This is a genomic window from Thermodesulfobacteriota bacterium, from assembly GCA_025062045.1.
In the GTDB taxonomy this organism is placed as follows: domain Bacteria; phylum Desulfobacterota; class Syntrophorhabdia; order Syntrophorhabdales; family JANXAF01; genus JANXAF01.
The window spans coordinates 1-23,193 of sequence record JANXAF010000010.1; the positions used below are offsets into that span (position 1 = coordinate 1).

Sequence of the window (23,193 nt, forward strand, 5' to 3'; positions counted from 1 at the left end):
TCGGACATCAAATAAGGCTCTACCGCTTTTTACGTAACAGGACCATCGTGGATGATTTGGAGTTGCCCTGCGAGTTTTAGTGGGTTCAGATTCTCTTTCCACAGCGCGAAGTTACAATTTCTGAGAAGGGATGAGAGGAACGTAGACGAGCAGATCTATATAACATTTTTTGTCGTAGCCTTCAGTACGCCCTATACGGAGATCTAACATGTCTCAGCCGGTAAAACTCTTTTTTAATCATATCCCTGAGAATTTATAACCCTTTTGGAAAGCGGCGTAAGAAATATAGGGAAGCCCTTTGGTATTTTCAAGTAGATGACGCTAAGACTAAAAACGGTAAAATAGGCAAGACTGTAACTTTTTTCCGGCAACTTTTTATCTTAAGACCGCTGATTCGATTTTTTGTCGCTTGTGGAATAGGGTTTCGAAGTGTTAGAAGACCCTAAATAAATTGCACAGTTATTTTGAGATTTACGAGGACAATTTGAACCTTTCCGCTTCCTTTTTTAGATCCAGAATTGAGTCGTAAAGTCTTTGAATTCCACCTGCGAGCTCTTGGACATACACTGTCTTTAAGTATTCAGCGATTGAGGATATCTCCTCTATATTCTTAGCTATCTGCCTTACTGTCACAGACTGCTCTTCTGTCGCCGCCGACAATAACGATATAAGGTCGAAGACTTCTTGGGTGGAGCTCGAAATCTTTGAGAATACATCATACATGTCTCGTATTAGGGCAGACGTTCTTTTCATGCTGTCAACAGCATCTTTTATGGAACCCTTAAGCATGCTGAACCCTCTGGTTGAATCACCTATTATCTTTCCTATCTCCTGGGTGGACAAGGAAGCCCTGTTTGATAGATCTTTGACTTCTTGAGCAACCACAGCGAATCCCCTCCCAAACTCTCCTGCTCTTGCGGCTTCAATTGCTGCATTTAAAGATAGAAGCTCTGTCTGATCTGTTATTTCTTCTATGACTGAGAGTATGCCCTCTATGTCTCTTACATTTGCCTCAAGCACCTCTATGTTTCTCGATAAATCCTCCGTTATCTTCTCTGCTTTTTCAACAGCCTTAACCATCTCATCCGCGTTCACTTGTCCCTGTCTTAAAAAGTCAACGGTTGAACGTACTTTGTCGGAAGTCTTTGATACGTTTTTGGCGATCTCTGTTATCGTTTGTGTTATCTGGTCCGCGGACGAGGCAATCTCATTCAGTCTTTTACTATGATCTTGTAAAGATAAAACTAACATATCGGAGCTCCTGTTCACTCCTTTGACCGTCTCCTCGGCCGCGCGAGCTGTGTTTAAGATTCCTGAAGCCATATCCTTTAGGGATTCGAGAAGTTTTTTTGCCGAGCCCTCAATAACACCAATTTCTCCTGTCCCCTCCTTTTCAAACACAACGCATAAATCGCCCTCTGCAATTTTGCTCAATTTTTGGGAGATGGGACCGCATAGTCTTAAAGTCTTTCTTGCACTCTCAGTAACAAAATACGCGATGCCGCAAATTACTGAGAAAACGATTAGGCCATACAACGATATTCTCATCGCAATAGATTTTACGTACGAGTTAACCTCTTCGAGGTTTATATCCGTTCCTATGATCCATCCCCAAGGCTCAAAACTTTTAAGATAGGATAGCTTTTTTACGGGCCTTCTTTCCTTTTGTTCCAACCATTCGTATTCTATGAATCCCTCCCCCTTATTTTGCACCAGCGAGACCATCTCCACAAATACCCTACGCCCCTCCGGATTCGTAAAGTCGGCAAGTTGTTTTTCACTTAACTCCGGATAAACCGGGTGGATTACCATAGAAGGTTTTTTGTCCAATATCCAGAAGTAGCGAGTCTCCCCGAATTTTGTTTGCCTTATTATTCTCACAACGTGCTGCATCGCGTCTCTTTCTGACACGTAACTTATGTCTTTCGCGTCGTATATGTCTTTCACTATTTGGTAAATGAGATCCACTGCTCGTACCATTGAAGCTTTTTTTCACCAATTAGTTTTGCACGAAGAAAGCCTACATAAATAAAGGAGACAATTGCGTATCCGAGAACGAAGAGAAAAACGACTGACCACAGCCCTAACTCAAGCCTTCCCATAATTAACCCTTTTATTGGTTATCGGCCACGGGGGAAAAAATTAAGTTTTGAGCTCTAAATGTGCAATACAGGCTCTTTCGCACCGGAGCTAAATCTTTTTTTACACTTAGAAAAGGTGCGCCATTTGGTAAGTCTTTTTTTTAAACCAATTGATTTACCCATCAATTAGAGAACGAACCACATTCCCGATTTTTTAAAGTAACCTCCGAAACGCACGTACCATCTTTTTTCACCTTTCGAATGGAACTTTATTCTGTTTCGGGATAGACTTTATAAACAATAATGCCTAGCAACCTTGGTACATCTTTTTGAGAAAATATGCGAATTTTAACTGGAAAAGACTGTTGACATTTCATGAACGATTATTGAAATGAAGGAAGAGAAAATTTTTACCCAACCAAATCCATACGTGGGCGAAATACTTGTCAAAAAGGGTTTAATATCGGAGGAAACTCTATCCCGAGCTTTGGAAATCCAAAAACGTAACCCTTCCTTGAAGCTCGGCCAGATCCTTGTTCAGATGGGAGCAATAAGTGAAGATACGCTATATCGAGAGCTTTCTGAGGCATTCAACCTCCCACTTGTAAAATTGGATCCCGAAAGCTTAGACAAGAATCTTACATCCCTTTTTTCTCACACAACCATGAGGAATTTCGAGTTTGTTCCCATAAAGATGGAGGGCAACACAGTAAATGTTGGCGTTGCAAATCCGCTATATCTTTTTGAGGTCATAAAACTTGTAAGGCAGACCGTAGGAACCCAAGTAACAGTCTCTTTAGTAAAGGATGAGGATCTAAGAAAAATTTTGGGCGATTACACAGAAGTGGCTGAAGACCGCACGGATGTCTTTGATCTAGAAATGACCACTCATGATGAGGCACTTGAAGTTGAAGAGGCCCAAGCAGAAGAGATAAACGACGAAAGAGACCAGCCATTCATAATAAGGCTTGCAAACCACATTATTCTCGACGCATTGAAAAAAGAGGCAAGCGATATTCACATTGAGCCCCATGAGAGGGGTGTTAGTGTAAGATATAGAATAGACGGTGTCCTCCATCCTTACAGGGTCATTCCATTAAGGTTCAAGGCAGGTCTTATCCAGAGGATCAAAATAATGTCTGATATGGACATAACAGAAAAGAGGATCCCTCAGGACGGAAGAATAAGGATACGCGCCAAAACGCCAAAAGGTGCAAAGAGTGTGGATGTACGCGTTTCTACTGTGCCAACTATTCACGGCGAAAAGATAGTGATGAGGATCCTTGACAGGGAAAGACTCTTTCTTAACCTTTCGGAGCTAGGTTTCGAAGAAGAGAGTTTAAAAAGGTTCGAAGAAGGGATAAGAAAGCCTTACGGGATGATACTCGTTACAGGTCCTACAGGCTCCGGAAAGACAAATACGCTCTATTCTGCAATCCAAAAGCTAAATAGCCCGTCCGTTAATATAATGACTATTGAAGACCCTGTGGAGTTTATAATCCCAGGGATAAATCAGGTTCAGGTGAATGATTCTCAAGGGCTCACATTTTCTGCTGCACTGAGATCCTTTCTTAGACAGGATCCAAACATAATCCTTGTGGGAGAGATAAGAGATACGGAAACATTGGAGATCGCGGTAAGGGCATCATTGACTGGCCATCTTGTCTTTTCTACCCTCCATACGAACGATGCGCCATCCACCATAGCAAGGCTTGTCGATATGGGGGTTGATAGGTATCTTATTGGAGCTTCACTGCTTCTCATTGTAGCCCAAAGACTTGTAAGAAAGATATGCCCTTTTTGCAAAGACAAAGATCCGGTCGATAAGAGGATTTTACTCAGCCTTGGGCTCACCAAAGAGGAAATCGAAAAGATAGAACCTATGAGGGGAAGGGGTTGTGAGAAGTGCAGTTACACGGGTTACAAAGGTAGGACAGGGCTTTTTGAGGTTTTGACAATCACACCTTCCATAAGGGAGCTCATATTCAGAGGCGCCACAACGGATGAGATAAGGCAAAGGGCAATAGAGGAAGGGATGATAACTTTGCGTCGAAGTGGGCTTTACAAGATAATGGGCGGAATAACGACAATTGAGGAGGTTTTAAAAGAGACGGCCTAGGTTGCTAGATGAGTGGGCTGGGCAAGGGAGTTTCTTTGATACGTCGTGGAATAAGTTGACTTATTTCCATATAGTGGTGTATAAGAATCTTTAGGGTTAAGATGCGTGAGATTACTTCAGTTTCTTTCGGTATGAGGATTGGTTCTTCCACCATTACTAAAGACCTTGGATCTATTGCTTTTCATTTGGGTTCGAAAAAGTTTGTAAACTTAATGGAGTGTCGAAATCACGAGTGCGCCTGTAGCTCAACAGGATAGAGCAACGGACTTCTAATCCGTAGGTTCCGCGTTCGACTCGCGGCAGGCGCGTTATTTTTATCCTCTTAGATAAGAGAATCGAGCTTATCGGGACCAAAAATTTCATCTGCAATTATATTTATAACCCCATCCTTTTTTTCCACCTTTCCTTTTATAAGGATTATCGATTCGAGTCTTATTATCTCTCGAAATCTTTCATAAACTTTAGGCCTTATAACCACATTGACCATGCCATATTCATCTTCCAGAGTGATGAACGAAAAACCTTTTGCGGTCTCTGGTCTTTGCTTGGATACTGCAAGACCTAAAAACATTACCTCTTTTTCAGACTGAACTTGAAAGATATCGGTTGTCTTTAAAATCTCAATTCCAGAAAGCCTATCCCTTAAAAGCTTAATCGGGTGAAAGGATGGGGAAAGACCTAAAATTCTATAGTCCAGATCCACAATCTCCTCATTGGAAAAAGGGGGAAACTCTATTTTTGGTTCTTCAAAGGCAAGTTTGAGAGTTGCATCCGAAACCCCTTTTATCTCTTCCAATTCAAAAAGAAGGGCTCTTTTAGATTTTCCTAAAAAATCGAATGCACCGGAAAGGATGAGAGCTTCTGTGGCGTCTTTTTCACACCCAACTCTTAAAACAAAGTCTTTTAAGGATTCATAAGGACCTTTTTTTCTCTCGTTGAGTATCCTTTCAACCGTCCTTTCCCCTAGATTTTTTACAAATCTCAAGCCTAACCTTATTTTTCCCTCCTCTATGGTACAGTCCTTTTCACTTCTATTTATGTGGGGATAAAGAATCTCAATCCCATGCCTTTTTGCGTCATTTACGACCGTGTCTATTCTATAAAAACCCATCGGTTCGTTATTGAGAAGGGCGGTGTAGAACTCTAAGGGATAGTATCTCTTCAGCCATGCGGATTGATAGGAAAGAAGTGCAAAACCTGCCGCGTGACTTTTACAGAATCCGTATTCAGCAAAGCTCTTTATAGCATCGAATACTTCGTTTGCCGTCTTTTCATCTATGCCGTTTTTTTGTGCTCCAAGTAAGAATCTATTCCTCATCTTTTCAATCTCCTCTTTAGACCTTTTCCTACTCATAGATCTCCTAAGTTTGTCCGCTTCTCCCTCTGTAAGTCCTCCTATTCTTGTTGCAACCTGTAAGACCTGTTCCTGAAAAAGGATAATACCTAAGGTCTCTTTTAGAATCGGCTCTAAAGAAGGATGTATGTACTTCACCTCTTCTTCGTTATTTCTCCTTCTTATGTAAGGATGGACCATGTTTCCCTGGAGTGGGCCAGGTCTTACTATCGCCACCTGGACCGTTAAATCTTCAATCGATCTCGGTTTTATTCTTGGTAAGGCTTGCATCTGGGCTCTACTTTCCAGCTGAAAAACACCGACTGTGTCACAGTTACAAATCATATCGTAAACTTTTTCATCATCGAGAGGGATTCTATCGAGATCGAGCTTTATTTTTTTGTTTTTCTCTATTTCTTCCTTTGCATCCTCAATCAAAGAAAGCATTCTCAAGCCTAAAAGATCGACTTTTATTAAACCTGCATCCTGGATTCCATCCTTGTCCCACTGGCACACTATTCTACCTGGCATGGATGCTTTCTCCAGAGGGACTATATCTATAAGTGGAGAGGAGGATATGAGCATACCTCCTACATGGATTGAGGTGTGTCTCGGAAAATCCGCTATCTCTTTTAGAAGGCTTGTGAAGTGCTGCCATTTCTTTGAATCAAAAAGCCTTTTGAAGCTTTCAAGCTTTTTCAAATCCTCTTCCACATCACAGGAATCATAAACGGAGACTGATTTTGCCATCCTGTCTAATAGGTCTTTGTCGAATCCCAAAACTTTTCCGACTTCCCTTATCGCGTTTCTTGCTTTGTAAGTCACAAAGGTGCAAACCATAGCCACCCTCTCATAGCCGTACTTTTCATAGACGTACTGAATCACTCTTTCCCTTTTTTTCGTTGAAATATCTATGTCGATATCAGGGATTTCGGACATCTCTTCATTTAAGAATCTTCCAAGAAAAAGCCTATTTTTTATCGGGTCAACCTTTGTTATCCCGAGAAGATAAGCCACAAGAGAATTTGCCGCAGAACCCCTCCCCTGGGCAAGGATACCTTCTCTTTTTGCAAATTCCATGATGTCGTAAACGATGAGAAAGTAACCTGAAAGGTTAAGCTTTCGGATGAGATCGAGTTCCCGATCGAGCCTTGATCTTATTTCAGTATCCATCTTTCCGTACTTTTCTTTGAGTCTTCTCTCACATATTCTCCTTAGATAAGCATCCGGAAGTTCTCCCTCTGGAAGATGAGGTTCAGGGAAACGGTACGAGGAAAAATCGAGATCAAAATCGCACATGTCAGCTATAAGGAGAGTGTTTGATAGACCTGAAGGGATATCACGAAAAATTCTCCCAATCTCTTCCTTTGACTTTAGATAAAATTCACCGTTAAGCCTAAGGTTCTTACACTCATCTATCGTTTTTCTTTCTCTTATGCATGTAAGAACATCGTGGAGTCTTGATCCATCTTTTTTTGCGTAGTGGACATTGTTTGTGACAACATACCTAAGACCTAAAGAAGAGGAAAGACGGATGAGAGAAGCGATGAGATTTCTATCCTCTGGGTAAAAGTTATTCTGTAGCTCTATAAAAAGGTTTTCCCTTCCAAAGATATCCATATAGTTTTTTGCCACTCCAAGGGCTTCCCCTTCTCTCTTTTGAAGAAGAAGGGATGGAATCTCCCCTCTCTTACAACCTGTAAGGCAGATGAGCCCCTCGGAGTGGTTTTTTAAATCTTCTCTCTCTAGAAGTGGATTTCCCTTTTTTCCTTTCATATGAGACTTTGTTATAAGCCGGCAAAGATTGGAATAGCCCTTTTTGTCCTTTACTATAAGGAGGAGATGAAAACCGCCTTTTAAGGTAAGCTCCGCACCTATTATCGGTTTTATTCCCTCCTCCTTACAAAGCTTGAAAAAAGTTGGGGCTATATAAAGTCCATTATGGTCGGTAAGAGCTATGGCTCTCATACCAAGACTCTTTGCCCGTCTTATAAGATCCTCCACATGGGATGCACCGTCAAGGAAGGAAAAATTGGAATGGGAGTGAAGTTCGATGTAATCAATCATAAACCCTTTCTATGAAGGAGAAACCGTTTTTTAGATCCCTAGATATCTCACAGATAAGTCCATCTTCTGTCTCAATCTGAAAGTACTCTTTTTCTCTTTCCTCTTCCCACCAGCATTCTTTTATCCTCCATCTCTTCCCTATCCATTTCACTTTTACCCATTTATCATTGACCTTGATAAGGAGAGGTTCTCCATTTTTGTCTAGCTTTAATCGACACGGTCTACCTAAAAGCCTCACATATCACACCCCTTCCGTATTTCTTCCTCAAAAAAGTTATCGTGGATAGAATATCCCTTTTTCTAAACGTAAAAAGACCTAATTGGATACCCCTTTTTCTTTCAAATTCGGAAAGGGTGATAGTTAGCCCTTTAAGAGGCTTATTATCCTTTATTTTCTCCAGAAAGGCTTTTATCCGGATAAGAAGTACATCCTTTGATGCGTTCTCCTCTTTAAGCAAGAATTCTTTCTTTAAGGTTCTATTGTCGGTAAATAAAAGAAAAAGTTCAACCCTTGAAGGGTATGTCCTTTTTTCATCGAAACCATCCAAGACTCTATCAATCTCTGAAAGAACATCATAGATCGACTCTTTAGGCACATCGAATGAAAGTTCAATCTTTTCCTTAAAATCTTCTACAATTGGAATGAGTCTTTCTTCCTTTGAACCTTCAAGGAGCTTTAAGAGGTTTATCCCATCCTTTCCAAGATAAACGTAAAAGAACGAGGAAGGCAGCCTAAGAATGTCCTCCACTTTGTCTAATCCAAGAAGCTTGAGTCTCTTTTTTAAATCTTCATTAAAGGGTAGACAATCTATGGGAATCTCTTTTAAGAACTCCTCTTCCTTTTCCGCAGGGATAATCAGTATCTCGTCTGTAAGAATACTCGCCATTTTCGATAAGAATTTTCTTAAGGCAACCCCAATCTTTGCTTCTAATCCAACTCTTTCCTTTATAATTCCCCTTATGTTTTTTATCCCCTCATCACTTATGTGAGCCACATCGAGAAAAAAGAAATCTCCATCCCTCTCTATAGAGGGAGTTATCGAAAATAGAGTTTCTGTGATTTCTTTAAAAGCAAGTTCTAGGTTTTCCCTATCTAATGGAATGAATAGGCATTCCGGACACAGGCTTTGTGCTTGCCTTAGTCCCATTTCTTTTTTAACACCGTGCTTTTCCGCTTCTTGCGATACATCTACAATTCTTCTTGAATAATGGACCGCAACAGGTTTTCCAACTAAAGAAGCGTCTTTTTTGGTCTTTATCTGGATGAGAAGTCTTGGAAAATAAATAGAGGCAATGCGCATTTTAGAGTTTTCTTACAACAGCGATGACCTTTCCCTGAATCTCTACATTTTCATAATCCGTGTATATGGGCTCCATCTCATCATTTTCCGGCTTGAGCTTTATTCTATCCTTTTCAAAATATATCCTCTTTAGGGTCACTTCCTGTTCCTTTTTAAGCCATACCCCCACCATTTCACCATTTTCAGCGGTGCTTTTAGATTCCATAATGACGATATCCCCGTCCTCAATCATGGCATCCCTCATGGAGTTACCTTTTACCTTTACGGCGTATACGTTTTTTTTCCTTCCAACGATGTCCTTAGTGACTTTTATGGTCTCTTCGTATGTAAAGGAATCATCAAAAACAGGAAGAGGTTTACCAGCGGATATCACCCCAAGTAAGGGAATTTCCAAAACCTCTCTGTCTTTTAGTCTAATCCCCCTTCCAATCTGCGGATCTTTTTCTATGTATCCTTCTTTTTCAAGCTTTATCAGGTGGTAATGTACAACAGATGGTGAGCTTATCTTACATCCTTTCATGATCTCCCTTACTGTTGGGGAATATCCCTTCTCTTCCATGAAATTCCGAATAAACATACAAATCTCTTTTCTCGTCTCTTTTTTTGATTCCATTTTTAACCTCTGATACAGATGTTCTATAGAACAAATGTACTATGAATCAAAAAATCTGTCAAGCTCCTTTTTTAGCAAGAAAATCGTTTATTCTACTGGAACTTTATACGTTTCTATTGGGGCAGGTCTCGAGAAATAAAAACCTTGAACGTAATCACACATGAGGAGCCCAAGTATTTTTACCTGATCCTCCGCCTCCACACCCTCTGCACAAGTCTCTATCCTTAGTTTCTTTCCAAGATCCACTATCGATTGAACTATCGCGAGAGTTTTCGGTTTTAATGCTACACTCCTTACAAGCTCAATGCTCACCTTTATCATATCCACAGTTAAATACTCCAAATAAGAGAAGGAATTGTAGCCAGTTCCAAAATCATCGATCGCTATCTTTATTCCCATATCCCTCAATCTCTCTACAAAATCTGCCGTCTCCTTCTCTACAATACCAGTCTCCGTTATCTCACAATAGAGCGGAAAATCGCATTTTCTCTTGAGAGATTCAAGTCTTTTTATAACCTCTTCGCTTCTTACACTCTCTGGAAAAAGATTCAAAGTGAGAAAAATACCTTTACCCAGGGTCGCCACTACCCCTTCTAGAGACTCGCAAAGTACTTCATCAAACTTACTCAAAAGTCCTGTCTGTCTGAGAAACGGTATAAACTCTCCCGGAGACATGATGATCCCACTTTTTGTTCTTATCCTCGATAGGACTTCCAGACCTTTCAGTTTTCTTTCAGAAGTAGAAAAAATGGGTTGGGCATAAAGCAAAATTCGCCTTTCTTTTAAAGCACCTATTATCTCTTCCCTCGTTGAAAGATGCGCCCGAACAAAATTATCGAGCTCTCTGGAATAGAAGGCATATTTATTCTCACCCATGTCCTTTGCCCTTTCTAGAGCTAAGAATGCCTTCCTTATAAGCTCAACCGGTTCATTCCCATCGGAAGGATATGCTGATCCTCCTATGTTGACGCTTACGTACATTTCTACGCCCTCAATCACAAAAGGCTCAAGAAACAGATCGAGTATTCTTCTCACAAGCGCAGATATATCCTCTCGCCGTCTGCCAGAAAGAAAAAGCAAAAATTCATCCTTTTCGCTTCTTGCAAGGATCGCATCATCTGGAATATTGTTTTCAAGCCTCTCGGCGACTTTTGATAACAGGCTATTTGCAAAAGAGTATCCTTTTCCTACAAGGATGGCAGAAAACTGGCAGATGTCAAGAACGAGCAAATTTACTCTCTTAGGCCTTTTTGTTTGAATCTCGGCCCGCAGTGCCTGAATGAAACCCTTTGTGTGTAAAAGACCGGTTAGTGGATCAAAGTCAATTATAGGAGCTAGAGATGAATCAAAAAATGCCTCTTCTTTTATGTCCCTTCCCATAAGAACGAAGAGTCTTAAGCCATTAAGAACCACAGGAATTAATGTTTCCTGAAGGTAAATTAAAGTTCCGTCGCTTCTTTTTCTGATTGAAACTCCTCTAAATATTTTCGACCCTACTAACGTCTCTCTCCTCTCTTTTTTTCTTTCTTCAGGCTCTAAAGGAGACTCAAGCATTGTTATATACGTGCCTAAAAGTTCATCTGGGCTATAACCAATCAAAGATTTTGCCGCATCGTTCACGAATAGGATCTTTCCGTCTTCGTCAAAAATGACGATTAGGTCTTTTGAAGACTGAACGGCAAAGAATAACGCTTCTTTGATGTTTGTAAGATCAACTGCCACTCTTATACTTTACGCCGAGCGTACTGTCCCATCAAGCCCCTTCGAGTTTTAGGGCAATAGGTTTTTCGATACGCTTTTACCCCCAACTATCATCTCAGGGATCCGAAGTGTAGGTTGTCCGTCCGAGACTGGCACACCTTGTCCATCTTTTCCGCATGTCCCTATTCCAAAACCCAAATCTGAGCCCACCATGTCTATTTCTTTCAATACTTTGGGGCCGTTACCCATTATCGTTGCGTTTTTGATCATGTCTCCTATTTGACCCCTCTCGATAAAGTATCCTTCCGATACCTCGAATACAAAATCGCCCGTTACCGTATCTACCTGGCCTCCCCCCATCTTCAAAACGTAGATTCCGTCATCCACCGATGCGATTATATCTTCCGGAGGAGTATTACCTGGAAGAATAAAAGTGTTACTCATCCTTGGGATTGGCTTGTACCTATAAGATTCTCGCCTTCCATTTCCCGTGCTCTGTCTTCCGTGTTTCATTGCGTAAAACTTATCAAAGAGGTAGTTCTTTAAGATCCCGTTCTCAATAAGGACCGTTCTTTCGGCGGGGGTTCCTTCATCGTCGTAAGCGTATGTTCCTCTCATGTTGCTTAACGTTTTATCGTCCACTATGGTTATAAGTGGGGATGCAACTTTCTCTCCTAAAAGTCCTTTATAGCAAGATAGCCCTTCTAATGCTAGATCGGCTTCAAGCCCATGCCCAACTGCCTCGTGAATCATTGTACCACCTGCTTCGGAAGCAAGAACGCACACCTTGATACCAGATGGTGCTTCCTTTGCCTCAAAGAGCTTTTTTAGTCTAGTGACGGTCTTTTCCACAAATTGAAAAAGCCTTTCTTGAGTCAAGTATTCGAACCCGTAAAATCCTCCTATTGACTCATATGAAGTTTGAATCTCTCCGTCCTTCTCTCCAACCAGAAGAAGGTTAAGTAGAATCTGGTAACGCTCGTCGAAAATCGTCTCGTTAAAGGATGTGTGTATAGAGACCTTTTGCTTCGTGTCTTTGTATATTACTCGCACCTGTTTTATTCTTGGGTCCATGCTTCTTGCAGTCTTTTCTACCCATTCAACGATTTCCATCTTTTTACTCAGGTTCACAGCGTCAGGATATTTTTCAATTTTAAACGGATACTCGGGAACCTTGACGATAACCTTGTCCTTCTCACCAAATACTAGTTTCGGAATCTCTCTAGCCAAATCTAATAGTTCTTTTTCATCTGTGGAGTTAGTACTTAGCATGTATTGCTTCCAGGGAGTAATTACTCGAAGTGCAGACCCTTTATCTTCTGCCTCTTCGATTCTTTCAAATTTTGAAGATTCCCTGTGAATGTGGGTATAAACTTTTTTTTCAACGAATACGTCACCGTATATGACATCCCCCTTCAAAAGGGCTTTAACTATCTTTTTACCTTCTATCATTATCTCCTCCTCTAATCTCCCAGATGGAAATGCCTTTACTTCTTATGTCATTTATGATCATAGTCAAGTCATCTTCCTGGTATTTGGGATAGGAAAGCTCCACGATTCCCAGATCAGGTTCTACTACAGACATTATGCAGATCTCTTCGTACGATTCCAAGATATCCTTTACTAGCTTCATGTACTTTTTTTCAAGTTGGTACCTTTTTGTTCTTTCCATCTTCAGGTTTTTAGCATTTCAAGGAATGCTTCTATCCTCAGTTTTGTTCGTGCATCGAGCGGTTTTGGAAGCTCGCCTTCAATCGTAAGCATGGGAACGTCGAGGATGTCTTTTAAGATCACATCTTCCATCACCCTAAAGCAGAAAGCCTGCACATAGTGGATGATACCTTTTATCTTTCTTCGTCTTATCTCCCTTTTTATGTCTTCTATTCGGGCAAATATGCCGTAAGGATAGGTGTATCGTAAGTATCTTTCAACAATATTGCATCCAAAAAAAGGTAACGAAAACTGCCTTTGGGTCTCGTTAAATACGATGTACCCACCTTTCTTCTCTACGAACTCGTAGAGATCCGTGATAATGGGTGGTACGCCGATATAACCTAGTCTCACCCCTTCTCTTTTAGGAGATCCTTTTTTTTCGAGAATAAAAGACTTTGCCATTTTTCCATACTTTTTAAAGTCGCCCATCATGTCGGATGCCCGAACAAGCCAGAGGTGGTTTTCGTAGCCAGACACAAGTCCTTCTTTGTATGTAAGCTCGTCTATCTTTCTTAAGAGTCTTCTCACTTTTAGGATCTCTCTATCTATTTTTGCCAGTTCTTTTTCGTCCACAGAGAGCTCACGCATAAGCTTTTCTATTTCCCTTTTCAGTGACTCACTATCCTTGTCGAAGGGATAGGCGAAAGGAAGGACTCTTATACCTTTGTGCTGAAGTATCTCCGAGAGCGCATGCGTGTTACTGCAGTCTCCCACCATCACAGCAATAACAGTCTTTATCTTTTTTTCCATGACTACGCCGTATATACCCTTTATCCAGCTACATATATTTTTTGGAAAACCGTCTTTTTCAGCGATCTCTATGTAATGCATGGGACAAGGATCAGAAATGAAGATATTGTTAAGATCGCAAGGAGTATATTTACTAGCAAATATGACTTCAACAGGTATTGTCGTTGTGAATCCGACTATTTCACTCATGCATGCCGTTAAATATATAAAAGAGTTCCAGAAACTTCTCCGGAGGGAGCTCCTCTGCTCTTACCGATCTTTCAAGACGGGCCTTCTCAAAGAGGGATTCCACGATTGATGAGTCGTACGCGGATCTGAGGGAATTCCATAATAATTTCCTTTTATGTCTAAAGCAGTTTCTCACAAATTGAAAAAAACCCTCGGGAATCTTTTGGGATTCCTTCTTAAAGCGCATGGATACAAAGGCACTCTCAACTTTAGGAGCAGGAAAAAAAACGTGGGGCGGTATATAAAACTCGACTCTGCAATGGGCAAGTACCTGACTTATAACGGAAAGTGAGCCAAATGAGCTTGTTTTTGGTTCCGCAACGATTCTTTGCGCCACTTCTTTTTGCACAGTAAGGAAGGCACTTTTTAGATATCCTCTGTCTTTAAAGAGTTTAAAAAGGATTGGACCTGTAATTTTGTAGGGGATGTTTCCTATGACTTTCAACATGTCATTTTTCAGTGGTTTTAGATCTATCTCTAAAAAATCCTCATATATGATCTCCACATTTTTTAGTTCTTCCGCGATTCGATCAAGATACGGCGAAAACTGGGTATCTATTTCTACAGCGTAGACCTTTTTGGCCGAAGCAGCAAGGAGTCTTGTGAGATCACCTTTACCCGCTCCAATTTCAATTACTGTGTCCTTATCGTCTATGTCAGTCTTAGATAACATCTTTTTTAGGATGTTTCTGTCCTTAAGCAGATGCTGCGAGAGAGATTTTTTTAGCATTAGGATGAAAATATGCTAGAGAATCCTTTTAGTTTTAAATCGGATTTGCGACCGATTTTGTAATGATAATAACCCGTTATTGCCACCATTGCCGCGTTATCGGTGCAATATTCGATGGAAGGGAAAAAGATTTCAAGATCGTAAGCCTTTGCCGCATCAAGTAACATTTCTCTTAGACGCCTATTTGCAGCTACACCACCGCCTAAAACTACGTTTTTAACCTTAAACTTTTTCGCGGCTTTTACGGTCTTGACACAGAGAACCTCACAAACCGCCTCTTGAAAAGAAGCAACAACATGGTGGAGAGTGTCGCTATTTGGGGGATTTTTTTTAACATAGTTTATAAACGCCGTTTTTAGACCACTGAAACTGAAATCGAAGTTATCCTCATCTATCATAGGCCTTGGGAATCTCACGAAATCCCTTAGACCTTGCCTAGATATCCGATCTATTGCGACTCCACCCGGATAACCCAAATTGAGAAATTTCGCTATCTTGTCGAAAGCTTCACCAGCAGCATCGTCTCTTGTGCTTCCTAAAAACCTATAATTCCCTTTCTCCTCCATAAGAAGGATCAAAGTATGACCTCCGGAGACAACGAGAGCAACAAAAGGAAAATCCACCTTTCGCTCAAGAAAAATACTCATGGCATGGGCTTCAATATGGTTGACACCGATAAGCGGCTTATCCAGTGAGAGACACAAGCCTTTGGCAAAAGACAACCCAACAAGTATTGAACCGATAAGTCCCGGCCCATTCGTACACGCTATAAGATCGATTCTTTGAGGTACGAGACCGCACTTTTCCATAAACTGAAAGAAGAGAGGTTCTATGTATTCTATATGCTTTCTCGATGCGATCTCAGGAACTACACCTCCGAAAAGCTTATGTAGTTCGTTCTGATTAAAAACAGTATTGGCAATTACTCGACTGTCGTCTTCCAAAATTGCAAAAGACGTATCGTCGCAGGACGTGTCGATTCCCAAAACGTACATATCCTTAGAGTTCGGAAGTATAGATTTTTATTTTTTCCTTCTTCTTCATGGAATCCAAAAACTCGCTTAGGACCTCTTCTCTCTTTTTCAGGAGGACCAATACTCTAAACTCCTTTTTTTCTTTTTCCCACATTTTTGGATCAGGTAGCCTTTCAGAATCAAAGGCAAAGACGTAGATTTTTCCGGAAATCTCTAGAGGGGTTTTGTATATGGGATTTTTACTATCCAAAAGGAATAGCGATCTATGCTCTTCTGGAATGACTCCAATTTTCGGAATCTCGCTCGAATTTCTCTTAAGGAAAGGAGTCAGATTTTCAAATCTTATCCTTCCGGAACTTAGCGCTTCTTCGGCTTTACGTTTGGCAATCTCTTTTGCCTTATCTGATGTCACCCTTTCTTTTATTTTTTTGAGAACTAAGGATTTTTCTAGAGGCTCTCCTTTTTTGAGTCCTATAAGCTGGAATATGTACGATTTTTCTTTAGCCCTAATAGGTAAGGAAAAGTCATCCTTTCTTAAGTCCTTAAGCCAGCTAAAGTCGTTTATATCGGTTATTAGGCGCTTAAGTTCTGATTCGGACGCATACTCCACAAGATTTAGATTCAGGTTATGTCTTTTTGCGAATGATTCCAAATCCTTCGTCTCTATGAGCTCCATATAGGCTTTGTCATCCCGTAACGTGCTTTCTTGGTCGATCACGATATAGCGTAGCTTATAGCGCGGTTCGGAAAAATGGAGGTTTTTTTCCTTCTCGTAAAGCTCTTCCAGTTCTTTTTCACTTATTTCGATTTTGTCTTCAAAGTCTGATGGAGAAAAGACGGCATACTTCAGTCGAACCATACCATTCTGTCTTTTGTACTCTTCCCAAATCTCCTTCTCATCGATAACAACCATAAGATCTTTCAAAATCTCTGAAGTCTTTGCCACCTTCATACTCATTCTCTGTCTAATCTCGAATTCTTTGGCATCTATGTTATTTTTTTTCAGCACCTCCACAAATTTTTTCTTGTCAAATTTTCCGTCCTTTTTGAAAGCATCTATGCTTTCTAGGTATTCTGCGTATTCTGCATCCGATACTTCGATGCCGAGCCTCTCAGATAGCGTTAAAATCAAGTATCTCTCTATTAAACTTTGTATGGCTTTTTCCTTAAGATTCAGACCCTTTAAAGTCTCCTCGTCGAGCCTTTCTTTCAATAAAGCCTTGTAAGAATCTAACAACCTTTTGTACTCTTCGTAATACTCCGTTTCGCGGATCTTATACCTTCCGATCTCTGCTACTTTCCTTTCTGGCTCCCTAAAAGTTCCAATTCCCCAAAATATGAAGACGACAATTATCATCCCGAAGATCGCTTTAACAAAGAATCCGGTAGCTTTTGTCCTCAGAAACCTAAGCATTTGTTCACCTTTATTGATTTTGCCAAAGTAACATAGTATATTAAGTTCGATTTTTCAACACGCGTAGCTAATCCACCGTAAGAAGGGGAAAAGTTATGTTTAACATTTTCGGTTTCATGTCCAAGGACCTCGCCATAGATCTGGGCACAGCAAACACCCTCGTTTACGTGAAAGGGAAAGGTATAGTAACGAACGAACCCTCCGTTGTTGCAATACATAAGGATTCTAAGGGTACAAAAAGGGTCATAGCTGTAGGCGAAGAGGCAAAGAGGATGTTAGGCAAAACCCCGGGCGATATAGTCGCCATTAGACCACTAAAAGATGGTGTCATCGCTGATTTCGAAGTGACAGAAGTGATGTTAAAATACTTCATTCAGAAGATCCACAATAGAAAGTCTTACGCCCGTCCGAGGGTGGTGATCTCTATCCCATCTGGTATAACTCCTGTTGAGAAAAGGGCAGTAAAAGAATCTGCTGAATCAGCAGGTGCAAGGGAAGTCTACCTTATAGAGGAGCCCATGGCTGCGGCTATAGGTGTTGGACTTCCAATAACCGAGCCAGACGGTAACATGATAGTCGACATTGGAGGGGGGACAACCGAAGTAGCCGTCATAAGCCTTGCGGGCATTGTGTATTGTAACTCCGTGAGAGTTGCAGGTGACAAGATAGATGAGGCCATCATTCAGTACATAAAAAGAAAGTACAACATGCTCATAGGTGAAAGGACTGCAGAACTCGTAAAAATCAACATAGGCTCGGCATATCCCAGTCCCAACGAAGATGAGTTGATAATGGAAGTGAAAGGGAGAGATCTAATAGGGGGAATCCCAAGAACTCTGGAGATCACTGGACGAGAGATAAGGGAGGCAATTGCTGAACCAGTAAACGCAATAGTTGAGGCTGTAAGAATAGCCCTTGAGAGGACTCCACCTGAACTAGCATCCGATATAGTCGATAAAGGAATTGTACTAAGCGGCGGTGGAGCCCTTCTAAGAAACATTGATACACTTATAAGAGAGGTTACGAAGCTTCCAGTAATCGTGGCAGATAATCCGTTAACAGCCGTTGTCGAAGGAGCAGGAAAGGTGCTCGATGAGCTAGATCTTCTAAAACAAGTGGCGACGACTCTATAAGAAGGCCATAATTGAAGCCTTATCTCGCTCTGTCGAGTGCTATTTTTGCACTTATTGTCGCATTCCTTGGTTTTACAAATTTTCCCTGGGCGGCAAATTTTTACTCAAAATTGAGAGACCCTCTTAGTGAAATTACGGGATGGGCCGTAAGTTTCCTTGATAGGCCGGTAAAAAGGGTCGCACACTACTACGATCGGTATCTCGATCTTGTGGATGCAAAGAAAGAGGTTATTGAATTAAGGAGGCGACTAGATGCACTCTATCTTGAATACTCAAGGTTAAAGGAGCTTGAAAGGGAGAATAGACAGCTTAGACAGATACTCGAACTCAAAGAAAAAAAAGAGTACAAAATGGTCGTTGCCTCAATTGTCGGCGAGGATATAAAAAGCTGGTATAAAGGGATATTGATAGACAAAGGGAGGGATTCTGGAATTAAAGAAAAGATGCCTGTTATCTCTCCCAAGGGACTTGTTGGGCAAGTGATAGAGGCAAATAGAAAGACGAGCAAAATAATGGTCATAAACGATGCAAAATCGGCAGTTGATGTTTATGTGGAGGGAAAGGAGATAAGGGGAATAGTTGAAGGCTCTGGAGAGACAACCCTTAAATTGAAGTACGTGAAAAAAAACGAGGACTTAGAGGCAGGAGATAAACTGATAACGTCAGGGAAGGACGGCATCTATCCTAGGGGGATACCGGTTGGTATCGTAGTAAACATTAACAAGAAAAAAGGCGGAATCTTTCTCGATGTGGATGTTATGCCTTTTGCAAACTTTAGGGTCCTAGACTACGTAATAGTCCTTACGGGATAGTTGAATGTGGAAATTCTCTCTTTTGTCTCTACTCTTCTTCACAATCACCGTTTCCCACTCGATTCTCCTTAATTTCTTGTCTTTAGAATTTCTTAAAGTCGATCTTGCTATTCCCTTCATAGTCTACTCAGTTTTCTTCGATACACCGATTTTTGCCCTTTTTGTGGCAGTGACTTTTGCCCTCATCCAAGAAGGTTTAACTTCATGCATTGGAGGAACTTTACTCTTCAGTAAGAGTAGCGTTTTTTTATTCGCTTTCTTCCTTCGAAGTAGACTTTACATCGAATCTCATTATACTTTTGCCGCTCTTTGTGGAATAACGGAAGTATTCGAGTGTATAGTTGTGCTGGGACTTTCGGTCTTCACGGAGGGGAAGATACAAGGTGTGCCAAATATTCTTATAAACCTTTTTCCCGTGGCCACTTTCACCGCCATTTTTTCGATTCCAATCTACTTTTTGATTTTGAGGCTTGACCGAAAATATAGAGAGACTAGATGGGAGTAGATAAGGAAAAGAGATACAAGTGGGCAAAAATAATACTGGTATCCGTTTTCATCGTATTGGTTGTGAGGCTCTGGTATCTTCAGATTATAAAAGGTGAAGAGATGAGAAAACTATCCGAACAGAATAGGATTAGGATTCAAAAGATTTACGCACCAAGAGGAGTAATATATGACAGGAAGGGAAGGATACTTGCTGACACAAGACCTTCCTTTAACGTGTACATAATCCCCGAAGACATAAGAGACTTCAATCAGACTGTCGATGGACTCGCAAAGATACTGAATATAGATAGAGAAGAGATAGTCGGAAAACTCCGATCCGCAAAAGACATGCCGCCCTCTTTTCCCGTAAAGATAAAGTCCGATTTAACGACGGACGAGGTTGCAAGGGTCGAAGCTCATAAGATATATATGCCCGGGGTCACAATTTACGTGGAGCCTAGAAGATACTATCCCTATGGAGAGCTATTCGCCCACCTTATAGGTTATGTCTCTGAGATAAGTAAGGATGAACTTAAAGCTTACAAAGACTACTCTCCAGGAGACTACATAGGAAAGTATGGTCTCGAAAAAATGTACGAGCAATATTTAAGAGGAAAAGATGGGGAAAGGAGAATCGAGGTAGACGCGATGGGAAGGGAAATAAGGGTTTTAGAAACGGTGGAACCGACCCCGGGAAATAACCTTTACCTTAACGTTGATCTGGATATACAGATGGCAATTGACCGGATTTTGGGTACGAGAAGTGGGGGTGCTGTAGTTTTAGATGTCAAAACCGGCGGTGTTATAGCTCTTGTGAGCAAACCGGCATTTGATCCGAATCTAATAGTTTCTGGTATCCCGGGTCAAGAATGGACAAGACTGAGCCTCGACAAAAAGCACCCTCTGCAAAATAGAGTCATTCAAGGTCGATACCCGCCTGGTTCAACTTTTAAACTCCTTGTTGCTCTAGCTGGCCTTGAAGAAGGTCTAATTAACGAAAGGACATCGTTTCTATGCAAGGGTGGTATCCTTTTTGGAAACAGATTCTTCCGATGCTGGAAGGAAAAGGGACATGGCGTAGTTTCTCTTCATAGGGCGATTGTGGAATCGTGTGATGTGTTCTTTTACAACCTCGGGCTCAAGCTCGGGGTCGATAATATTCACCGAATGTCAGAAATCTTCGGTTTAACCGACATTCAGGGCATAGACCTTCCTGGGGAAAAAAAAGGTTTTGTACCTTCTACCGAATGGAAGTATAGAACATTTAAAGAAAAGTGGTACGAAGGAGAGACTCTTTCCGTTTCGATTGGCCAGGGAGCTGTGTGGCTTACGCCTCTTGGCTTGGCAACTTTAACCGCAATTATCGCCAATAACGGGGTGTTATATAAACCTCAGATTGTAAGTAAGATTGTTTCACCCGATGGGAAGATACTAAAATTATTCAAACCTGAAGAAAGAAGGAAAGTGAAAATAAATCCCGAGAATCTTACGCTCGTGAAAAAGGCAATGTGGGGCGTGGTAAACGAGCCTGGTGGTACTGCATTCGCATCAAGAACTAATGTTTGCGATATGAGCGGAAAGACAGGAACAGCTCAGACAGCATCCTCTCCACGGGCATCAAAAGGCGATCATGCCTGGTTTGTGGCCTTTGCACCGTATCTCGATCCACAGGTAGCAATAAGCGTTATAGTAGAGTATGGTGGGCATGGCGCAACCAGTGCCGCACCAATAGCGAAGATCATATTAGAGGAGTACTTCAAGGAAAGGGAAAAAATTAGAGAGGCAAGGACTCATGATAGATAAAAGGAGGCTACATCATATAGATCTTTATCTCATTGCTAACGTGCTTGGCATATTCGCGATTGGAATGCTAACACTTATTTCCGCAACAAGTTCTCTAGGATCAAAGACTTTCGTTTTAAAACAGATCTTGGCTTTTTTTATAGGGCTTATCTTCGTCACTTTCATACTATACTTCGATTACAGAACTTTTGTTTCCTACGCGTTTTACCTTTACATCTTTGGACTCTTTCTAATACTTTTGGTTTTCCTCTTTGGCACCGTTGCAGGGGGCGCCAGAAGGTGGCTAAGCATCTTTGGTTTGAGCCTACAGCCCTCAGAATTTATGAAACCAATCCTTATCATTCTTTTTGGCAATCTTCTTCACGAAAAAATGAAATCTGGCAGCCCCTTAGGACTCAAAGACGTGGCAAAGCCGCTACTATTTTCTGCATTACCCGCAAGTATAATAGCAAAGCAGCCTGATCTCGGAACAGCTTGTGTCATTCTTATTGTGTGCTTGTGTGTTATATGGTTTGTGGGTTTAAAAAAAAGCACGTTCTTTGTTCTATTATTTTCAGGTTTTACACTTGCTTTCCTTGCTTGGAAATACGCCCTTGAGCCCTATCAGAAATTAAGAATAATCGGACTTTTCAATCCGGATATCGACCCCTCCGGCGTCAACTATCATGCAAGACAGGCAACGATCGCTATAGGTTCCGGAAAGGTTTTCGGAAAGGGTTTTCTCTCTGGAACTCAGCACAAACTCAACTTTATTCCCGAACATCACACCGATTTTATATTTGCTGTCTTTGCCGAGGAATGGGGATTTTTGGGATCTATCTTTCTTTTTATTCTCTTTGCCTCCATGGTTCTCAGATGCTTAAAGATAGCTAAGGATACTCAGGATGAGATGGGTTCAATAATAGTTTTCGGTTCCACTACTATCATCTTTTCTCAGTTCGCGATAAACGTGCTTATGACCCTTCGACTTTTTCCCGTTGTCGGAATCCCTTTGCCATTTTTAAGTTATGGAGGATCGAGCCTCGTAAGTATGATGTGTCTCATTGGTTTAATTCTTAACGTGAACATGAGAAGGTACATGTTCTGAACTTTTGGCTTTTTCTCTCTCCTCTTGTCTTACTTTCCTTCTCAAAATTTTCCCAGATGGAGACGTGGGTAGGCTATCACGGTACTCTATCCAGTGAGGGACTTCATAAGGCGCAAGCCTATTACGACACCAATCAATAAGCTCCTCTACTTCGGGTTTTTTAATTCCGGCCTTCGCAATTACGAGGCCTTTTATTTTTTCGCCAACTTCTTCGTCTGGAATCCCTATAACACAGGCCGCAGCGATTGCGGGGTGTTCTGTCAGCGTTTTTTCTATTTTCGATGGAACAACCCTGTAACCTTTGTGCTTTATGATATCTCCAGACCTATCCACAAAATAAACCCATCCTTTCTCATCTATCCGGACTATATCACCTGTCCGATACCACAGGCGCCCTTCAACTGTAATAAAACTTTTTGCAGTGTCTTCAGGCTTATTCCAGTAACCTTTTATCATGTGATCAGAGGAGATGAGAAGCTCACCTTGCCCTGGAATTTTTGCTTCTTCCATAGTGTCTGGGTCGACCAGTTTTGCTGTCCATATCGAGAGAACTCTTCCCAGGCTTCCCTCCGGTATTTCCTCATCCCCTGGAGTCATAGTAATTCCACCACATGCCTCTGTGGCACCCAGACCTTGATAAATGTACTTACCGGTTTTCGCCATCCATCTTGCTATGAATGCTGGAGGAAGGTAATCTCCCCCGCTGTAACACCACATAAGAGAACTCAAATCGTACTTATCGATTGACGGATGCTCAAGGATCATTCTATAGAAGGTGGGTGTTCCGAACATGTTCGTTATCCGGTACCGATCTATCGATGCTAAAACCTCTTCTATGTCCATCCTGG

Annotated in this window: 19 protein-coding genes and 1 tRNA gene; 7 read left to right on the forward strand and 13 right to left on the reverse strand. The window is 41.3% G+C overall.

Translation table 11 applies throughout. The features are described 5' to 3' along the window. Positions 1-471: 471 nt before the first annotated feature. Entirely contained in the window at positions 472-1,980 is a 1,509-nt protein-coding gene (locus NZ583_07340) for a methyl-accepting chemotaxis protein (protein MCS7281423.1), read from the reverse strand. Between the two features lie 492 nt (positions 1,981-2,472). Here NZ583_07340 and NZ583_07345 point away from each other — a divergent pair, with 492 nt between their 5' ends. Next, positions 2,473-4,200 (forward strand): ATPase, T2SS/T4P/T4SS family, encoded by a 1,728-nt coding sequence (locus NZ583_07345; protein MCS7281424.1) that lies wholly within the window; start codon positions 2,473-2,475, stop codon positions 4,198-4,200. Positions 4,201-4,434: 234 nt separating this feature from the next. Then, positions 4,435-4,508, forward strand: a tRNA-Arg gene (locus NZ583_07350). Between the two features lie 14 nt (positions 4,509-4,522). On the opposite strand, the gene NZ583_07355 is transcribed toward NZ583_07350, so the two are convergent. The 11 genes from NZ583_07355 to NZ583_07405 form a co-directional block, all read right to left on the reverse strand. Continuing rightward, a complete protein-coding gene (locus NZ583_07355; protein MCS7281425.1) occupies positions 4,523-7,600 on the reverse strand; it encodes a DNA polymerase III subunit alpha in 3,078 nt (1,025 codons plus the stop codon). Continuing rightward, positions 7,593-7,838, reverse strand: a complete 246-nt coding sequence (locus tag NZ583_07360; protein ID MCS7281426.1) for a hypothetical protein — start codon at positions 7,836-7,838, stop codon at positions 7,593-7,595. The genes NZ583_07355 and NZ583_07360 overlap by 8 nt, the downstream gene beginning before the upstream one ends. Next, positions 7,822-8,901, reverse strand: coding sequence for a hypothetical protein (locus tag NZ583_07365; protein ID MCS7281427.1), 1,080 nt, complete (start codon positions 8,899-8,901; stop codon positions 7,822-7,824). Before NZ583_07365 ends, NZ583_07360 begins: the two co-directional genes overlap by 17 nt. A gap of 1 nt (position 8,902) precedes the next feature. After that, complete coding sequence (gene lexA, locus NZ583_07370; protein ID MCS7281428.1) at positions 8,903-9,514, reverse strand: transcriptional repressor LexA; 612 nt, start codon at positions 9,512-9,514, stop codon at positions 8,903-8,905. A gap of 87 nt (positions 9,515-9,601) precedes the next feature. After that, the gene (locus tag NZ583_07375) at positions 9,602-11,236 is read right to left on the reverse strand and encodes an EAL domain-containing protein (protein MCS7281429.1); all 1,635 of its coding nucleotides are present in this window, start codon (positions 11,234-11,236) and stop codon (positions 9,602-9,604) included. A 48-nt stretch (positions 11,237-11,284) separates the two neighbouring features. Beyond that, positions 11,285-12,667 carry a TldD/PmbA family protein gene (locus NZ583_07380; GenBank protein ID MCS7281430.1) on the reverse strand — a complete coding sequence of 461 codons (1,383 nt, stop codon included), beginning with the start codon at positions 12,665-12,667 and terminating at the stop codon, positions 11,285-11,287. After that, positions 12,654-12,887, reverse strand: coding sequence for a DUF4911 domain-containing protein (locus NZ583_07385; protein ID MCS7281431.1), 234 nt, complete (start codon positions 12,885-12,887; stop codon positions 12,654-12,656). The genes NZ583_07380 and NZ583_07385 overlap by 14 nt, the downstream gene beginning before the upstream one ends. 2 nt (positions 12,888-12,889) lie before the next feature. After that, positions 12,890-13,867 carry a 2-hydroxyacyl-CoA dehydratase gene (locus NZ583_07390; protein ID MCS7281432.1) on the reverse strand — a complete coding sequence of 326 codons (978 nt, stop codon included), beginning with the start codon at positions 13,865-13,867 and terminating at the stop codon, positions 12,890-12,892. Next, positions 13,860-14,636, reverse strand: coding sequence for a 16S rRNA (adenine(1518)-N(6)/adenine(1519)-N(6))-dimethyltransferase RsmA (rsmA, locus tag NZ583_07395; GenBank protein ID MCS7281433.1), 777 nt, complete (start codon positions 14,634-14,636; stop codon positions 13,860-13,862). Before rsmA ends, NZ583_07390 begins: the two co-directional genes overlap by 8 nt. Then, positions 14,636-15,631, reverse strand: a complete 996-nt coding sequence (gene tsaD, locus NZ583_07400; protein ID MCS7281434.1) for a tRNA (adenosine(37)-N6)-threonylcarbamoyltransferase complex transferase subunit TsaD — start codon at positions 15,629-15,631, stop codon at positions 14,636-14,638. The genes rsmA and tsaD overlap by 1 nt, the downstream gene beginning before the upstream one ends. A gap of 4 nt (positions 15,632-15,635) precedes the next feature. Beyond that, entirely contained in the window at positions 15,636-17,024 is a 1,389-nt protein-coding gene (locus NZ583_07405) for a SurA N-terminal domain-containing protein (GenBank protein MCS7281435.1), read from the reverse strand. Between the two features lie 95 nt (positions 17,025-17,119). On the opposite strand from NZ583_07405, the gene NZ583_07410 reads away from it, so the two are divergent. Genes NZ583_07410 through rodA form a run of 5 tightly spaced genes read left to right on the forward strand, consistent with a single transcriptional unit; the run spans position 17,120 to position 22,345 of the window. Then, positions 17,120-18,157 carry a rod shape-determining protein gene (locus tag NZ583_07410; protein ID MCS7281436.1) on the forward strand — a complete coding sequence of 346 codons (1,038 nt, stop codon included), beginning with the start codon at positions 17,120-17,122 and terminating at the stop codon, positions 18,155-18,157. Positions 18,158-18,168: 11 nt separating this feature from the next. Further along, a complete protein-coding gene (gene mreC, locus NZ583_07415; protein MCS7281437.1) occupies positions 18,169-18,969 on the forward strand; it encodes a rod shape-determining protein MreC in 801 nt (266 codons plus the stop codon). A gap of 4 nt (positions 18,970-18,973) precedes the next feature. Then, entirely contained in the window at positions 18,974-19,474 is a 501-nt protein-coding gene (locus NZ583_07420) for a hypothetical protein (GenBank protein MCS7281438.1), read from the forward strand. Beyond that, the gene (gene mrdA, locus NZ583_07425) at positions 19,465-21,258 is read left to right on the forward strand and encodes a penicillin-binding protein 2 (GenBank protein ID MCS7281439.1); all 1,794 of its coding nucleotides are present in this window, start codon (positions 19,465-19,467) and stop codon (positions 21,256-21,258) included. Before NZ583_07420 ends, mrdA begins: the two co-directional genes overlap by 10 nt. Beyond that, the gene (rodA, locus tag NZ583_07430; GenBank protein MCS7281440.1) at positions 21,248-22,345 is read left to right on the forward strand and encodes a rod shape-determining protein RodA; all 1,098 of its coding nucleotides are present in this window, start codon (positions 21,248-21,250) and stop codon (positions 22,343-22,345) included. The genes mrdA and rodA overlap by 11 nt, the downstream gene beginning before the upstream one ends. Here rodA and NZ583_07435 read toward each other — a convergent pair. After that, a partial coding sequence (locus tag NZ583_07435) for an acyl--CoA ligase (GenBank protein ID MCS7281441.1) occupies positions 22,307-23,193 on the reverse strand: 887 nt, incomplete at its 5' end. The genes rodA and NZ583_07435 overlap by 39 nt on opposite strands.

Excerpts from the sequence above, each read along its gene's own strand:
- tsaD (MCS7281434.1), bottom strand. The coding sequence starts at position 15,631 with ATGTACGTTTTGGGAATCGACACGTCCTGCGACGATACGTCTTTTGCA.
- NZ583_07390 (MCS7281432.1), bottom strand. The coding sequence starts at position 13,867 with ATGAGTGAAATAGTCGGATTCACAACGACAATACCTGTTGAAGTCATA.
- NZ583_07345 (MCS7281424.1), top strand. The coding sequence starts at position 2,473 with ATGAAGGAAGAGAAAATTTTTACCCAACCAAATCCATACGTGGGCGAA.
- NZ583_07340 (MCS7281423.1), bottom strand. The coding sequence starts at position 1,980 with ATGGTACGAGCAGTGGATCTCATTTACCAAATAGTGAAAGACATATAC.
- mrdA (MCS7281439.1), top strand. The coding sequence starts at position 19,465 with ATGGGAGTAGATAAGGAAAAGAGATACAAGTGGGCAAAAATAATACTG.
- NZ583_07385 (MCS7281431.1), bottom strand. The coding sequence starts at position 12,887 with ATGGAAAGAACAAAAAGGTACCAACTTGAAAAAAAGTACATGAAGCTA.
- NZ583_07380 (MCS7281430.1), bottom strand. The coding sequence starts at position 12,667 with ATGATAGAAGGTAAAAAGATAGTTAAAGCCCTTTTGAAGGGGGATGTC.
- NZ583_07420 (MCS7281438.1), top strand. The coding sequence starts at position 18,974 with ATGTGGAAATTCTCTCTTTTGTCTCTACTCTTCTTCACAATCACCGTT.
- NZ583_07410 (MCS7281436.1), top strand. The coding sequence starts at position 17,120 with ATGTTTAACATTTTCGGTTTCATGTCCAAGGACCTCGCCATAGATCTG.
- NZ583_07365 (MCS7281427.1), bottom strand. The coding sequence starts at position 8,901 with ATGCGCATTGCCTCTATTTATTTTCCAAGACTTCTCATCCAGATAAAG.
- rsmA (MCS7281433.1), bottom strand. The coding sequence starts at position 14,636 with ATGCTAAAAAAATCTCTCTCGCAGCATCTGCTTAAGGACAGAAACATC.
- NZ583_07405 (MCS7281435.1), bottom strand. The coding sequence starts at position 17,024 with ATGCTTAGGTTTCTGAGGACAAAAGCTACCGGATTCTTTGTTAAAGCG.
- lexA (MCS7281428.1), bottom strand. The coding sequence starts at position 9,514 with ATGGAATCAAAAAAAGAGACGAGAAAAGAGATTTGTATGTTTATTCGG.
- rodA (MCS7281440.1), top strand. The coding sequence starts at position 21,248 with ATGATAGATAAAAGGAGGCTACATCATATAGATCTTTATCTCATTGCT.
- NZ583_07355 (MCS7281425.1), bottom strand. The coding sequence starts at position 7,600 with ATGATTGATTACATCGAACTTCACTCCCATTCCAATTTTTCCTTCCTT.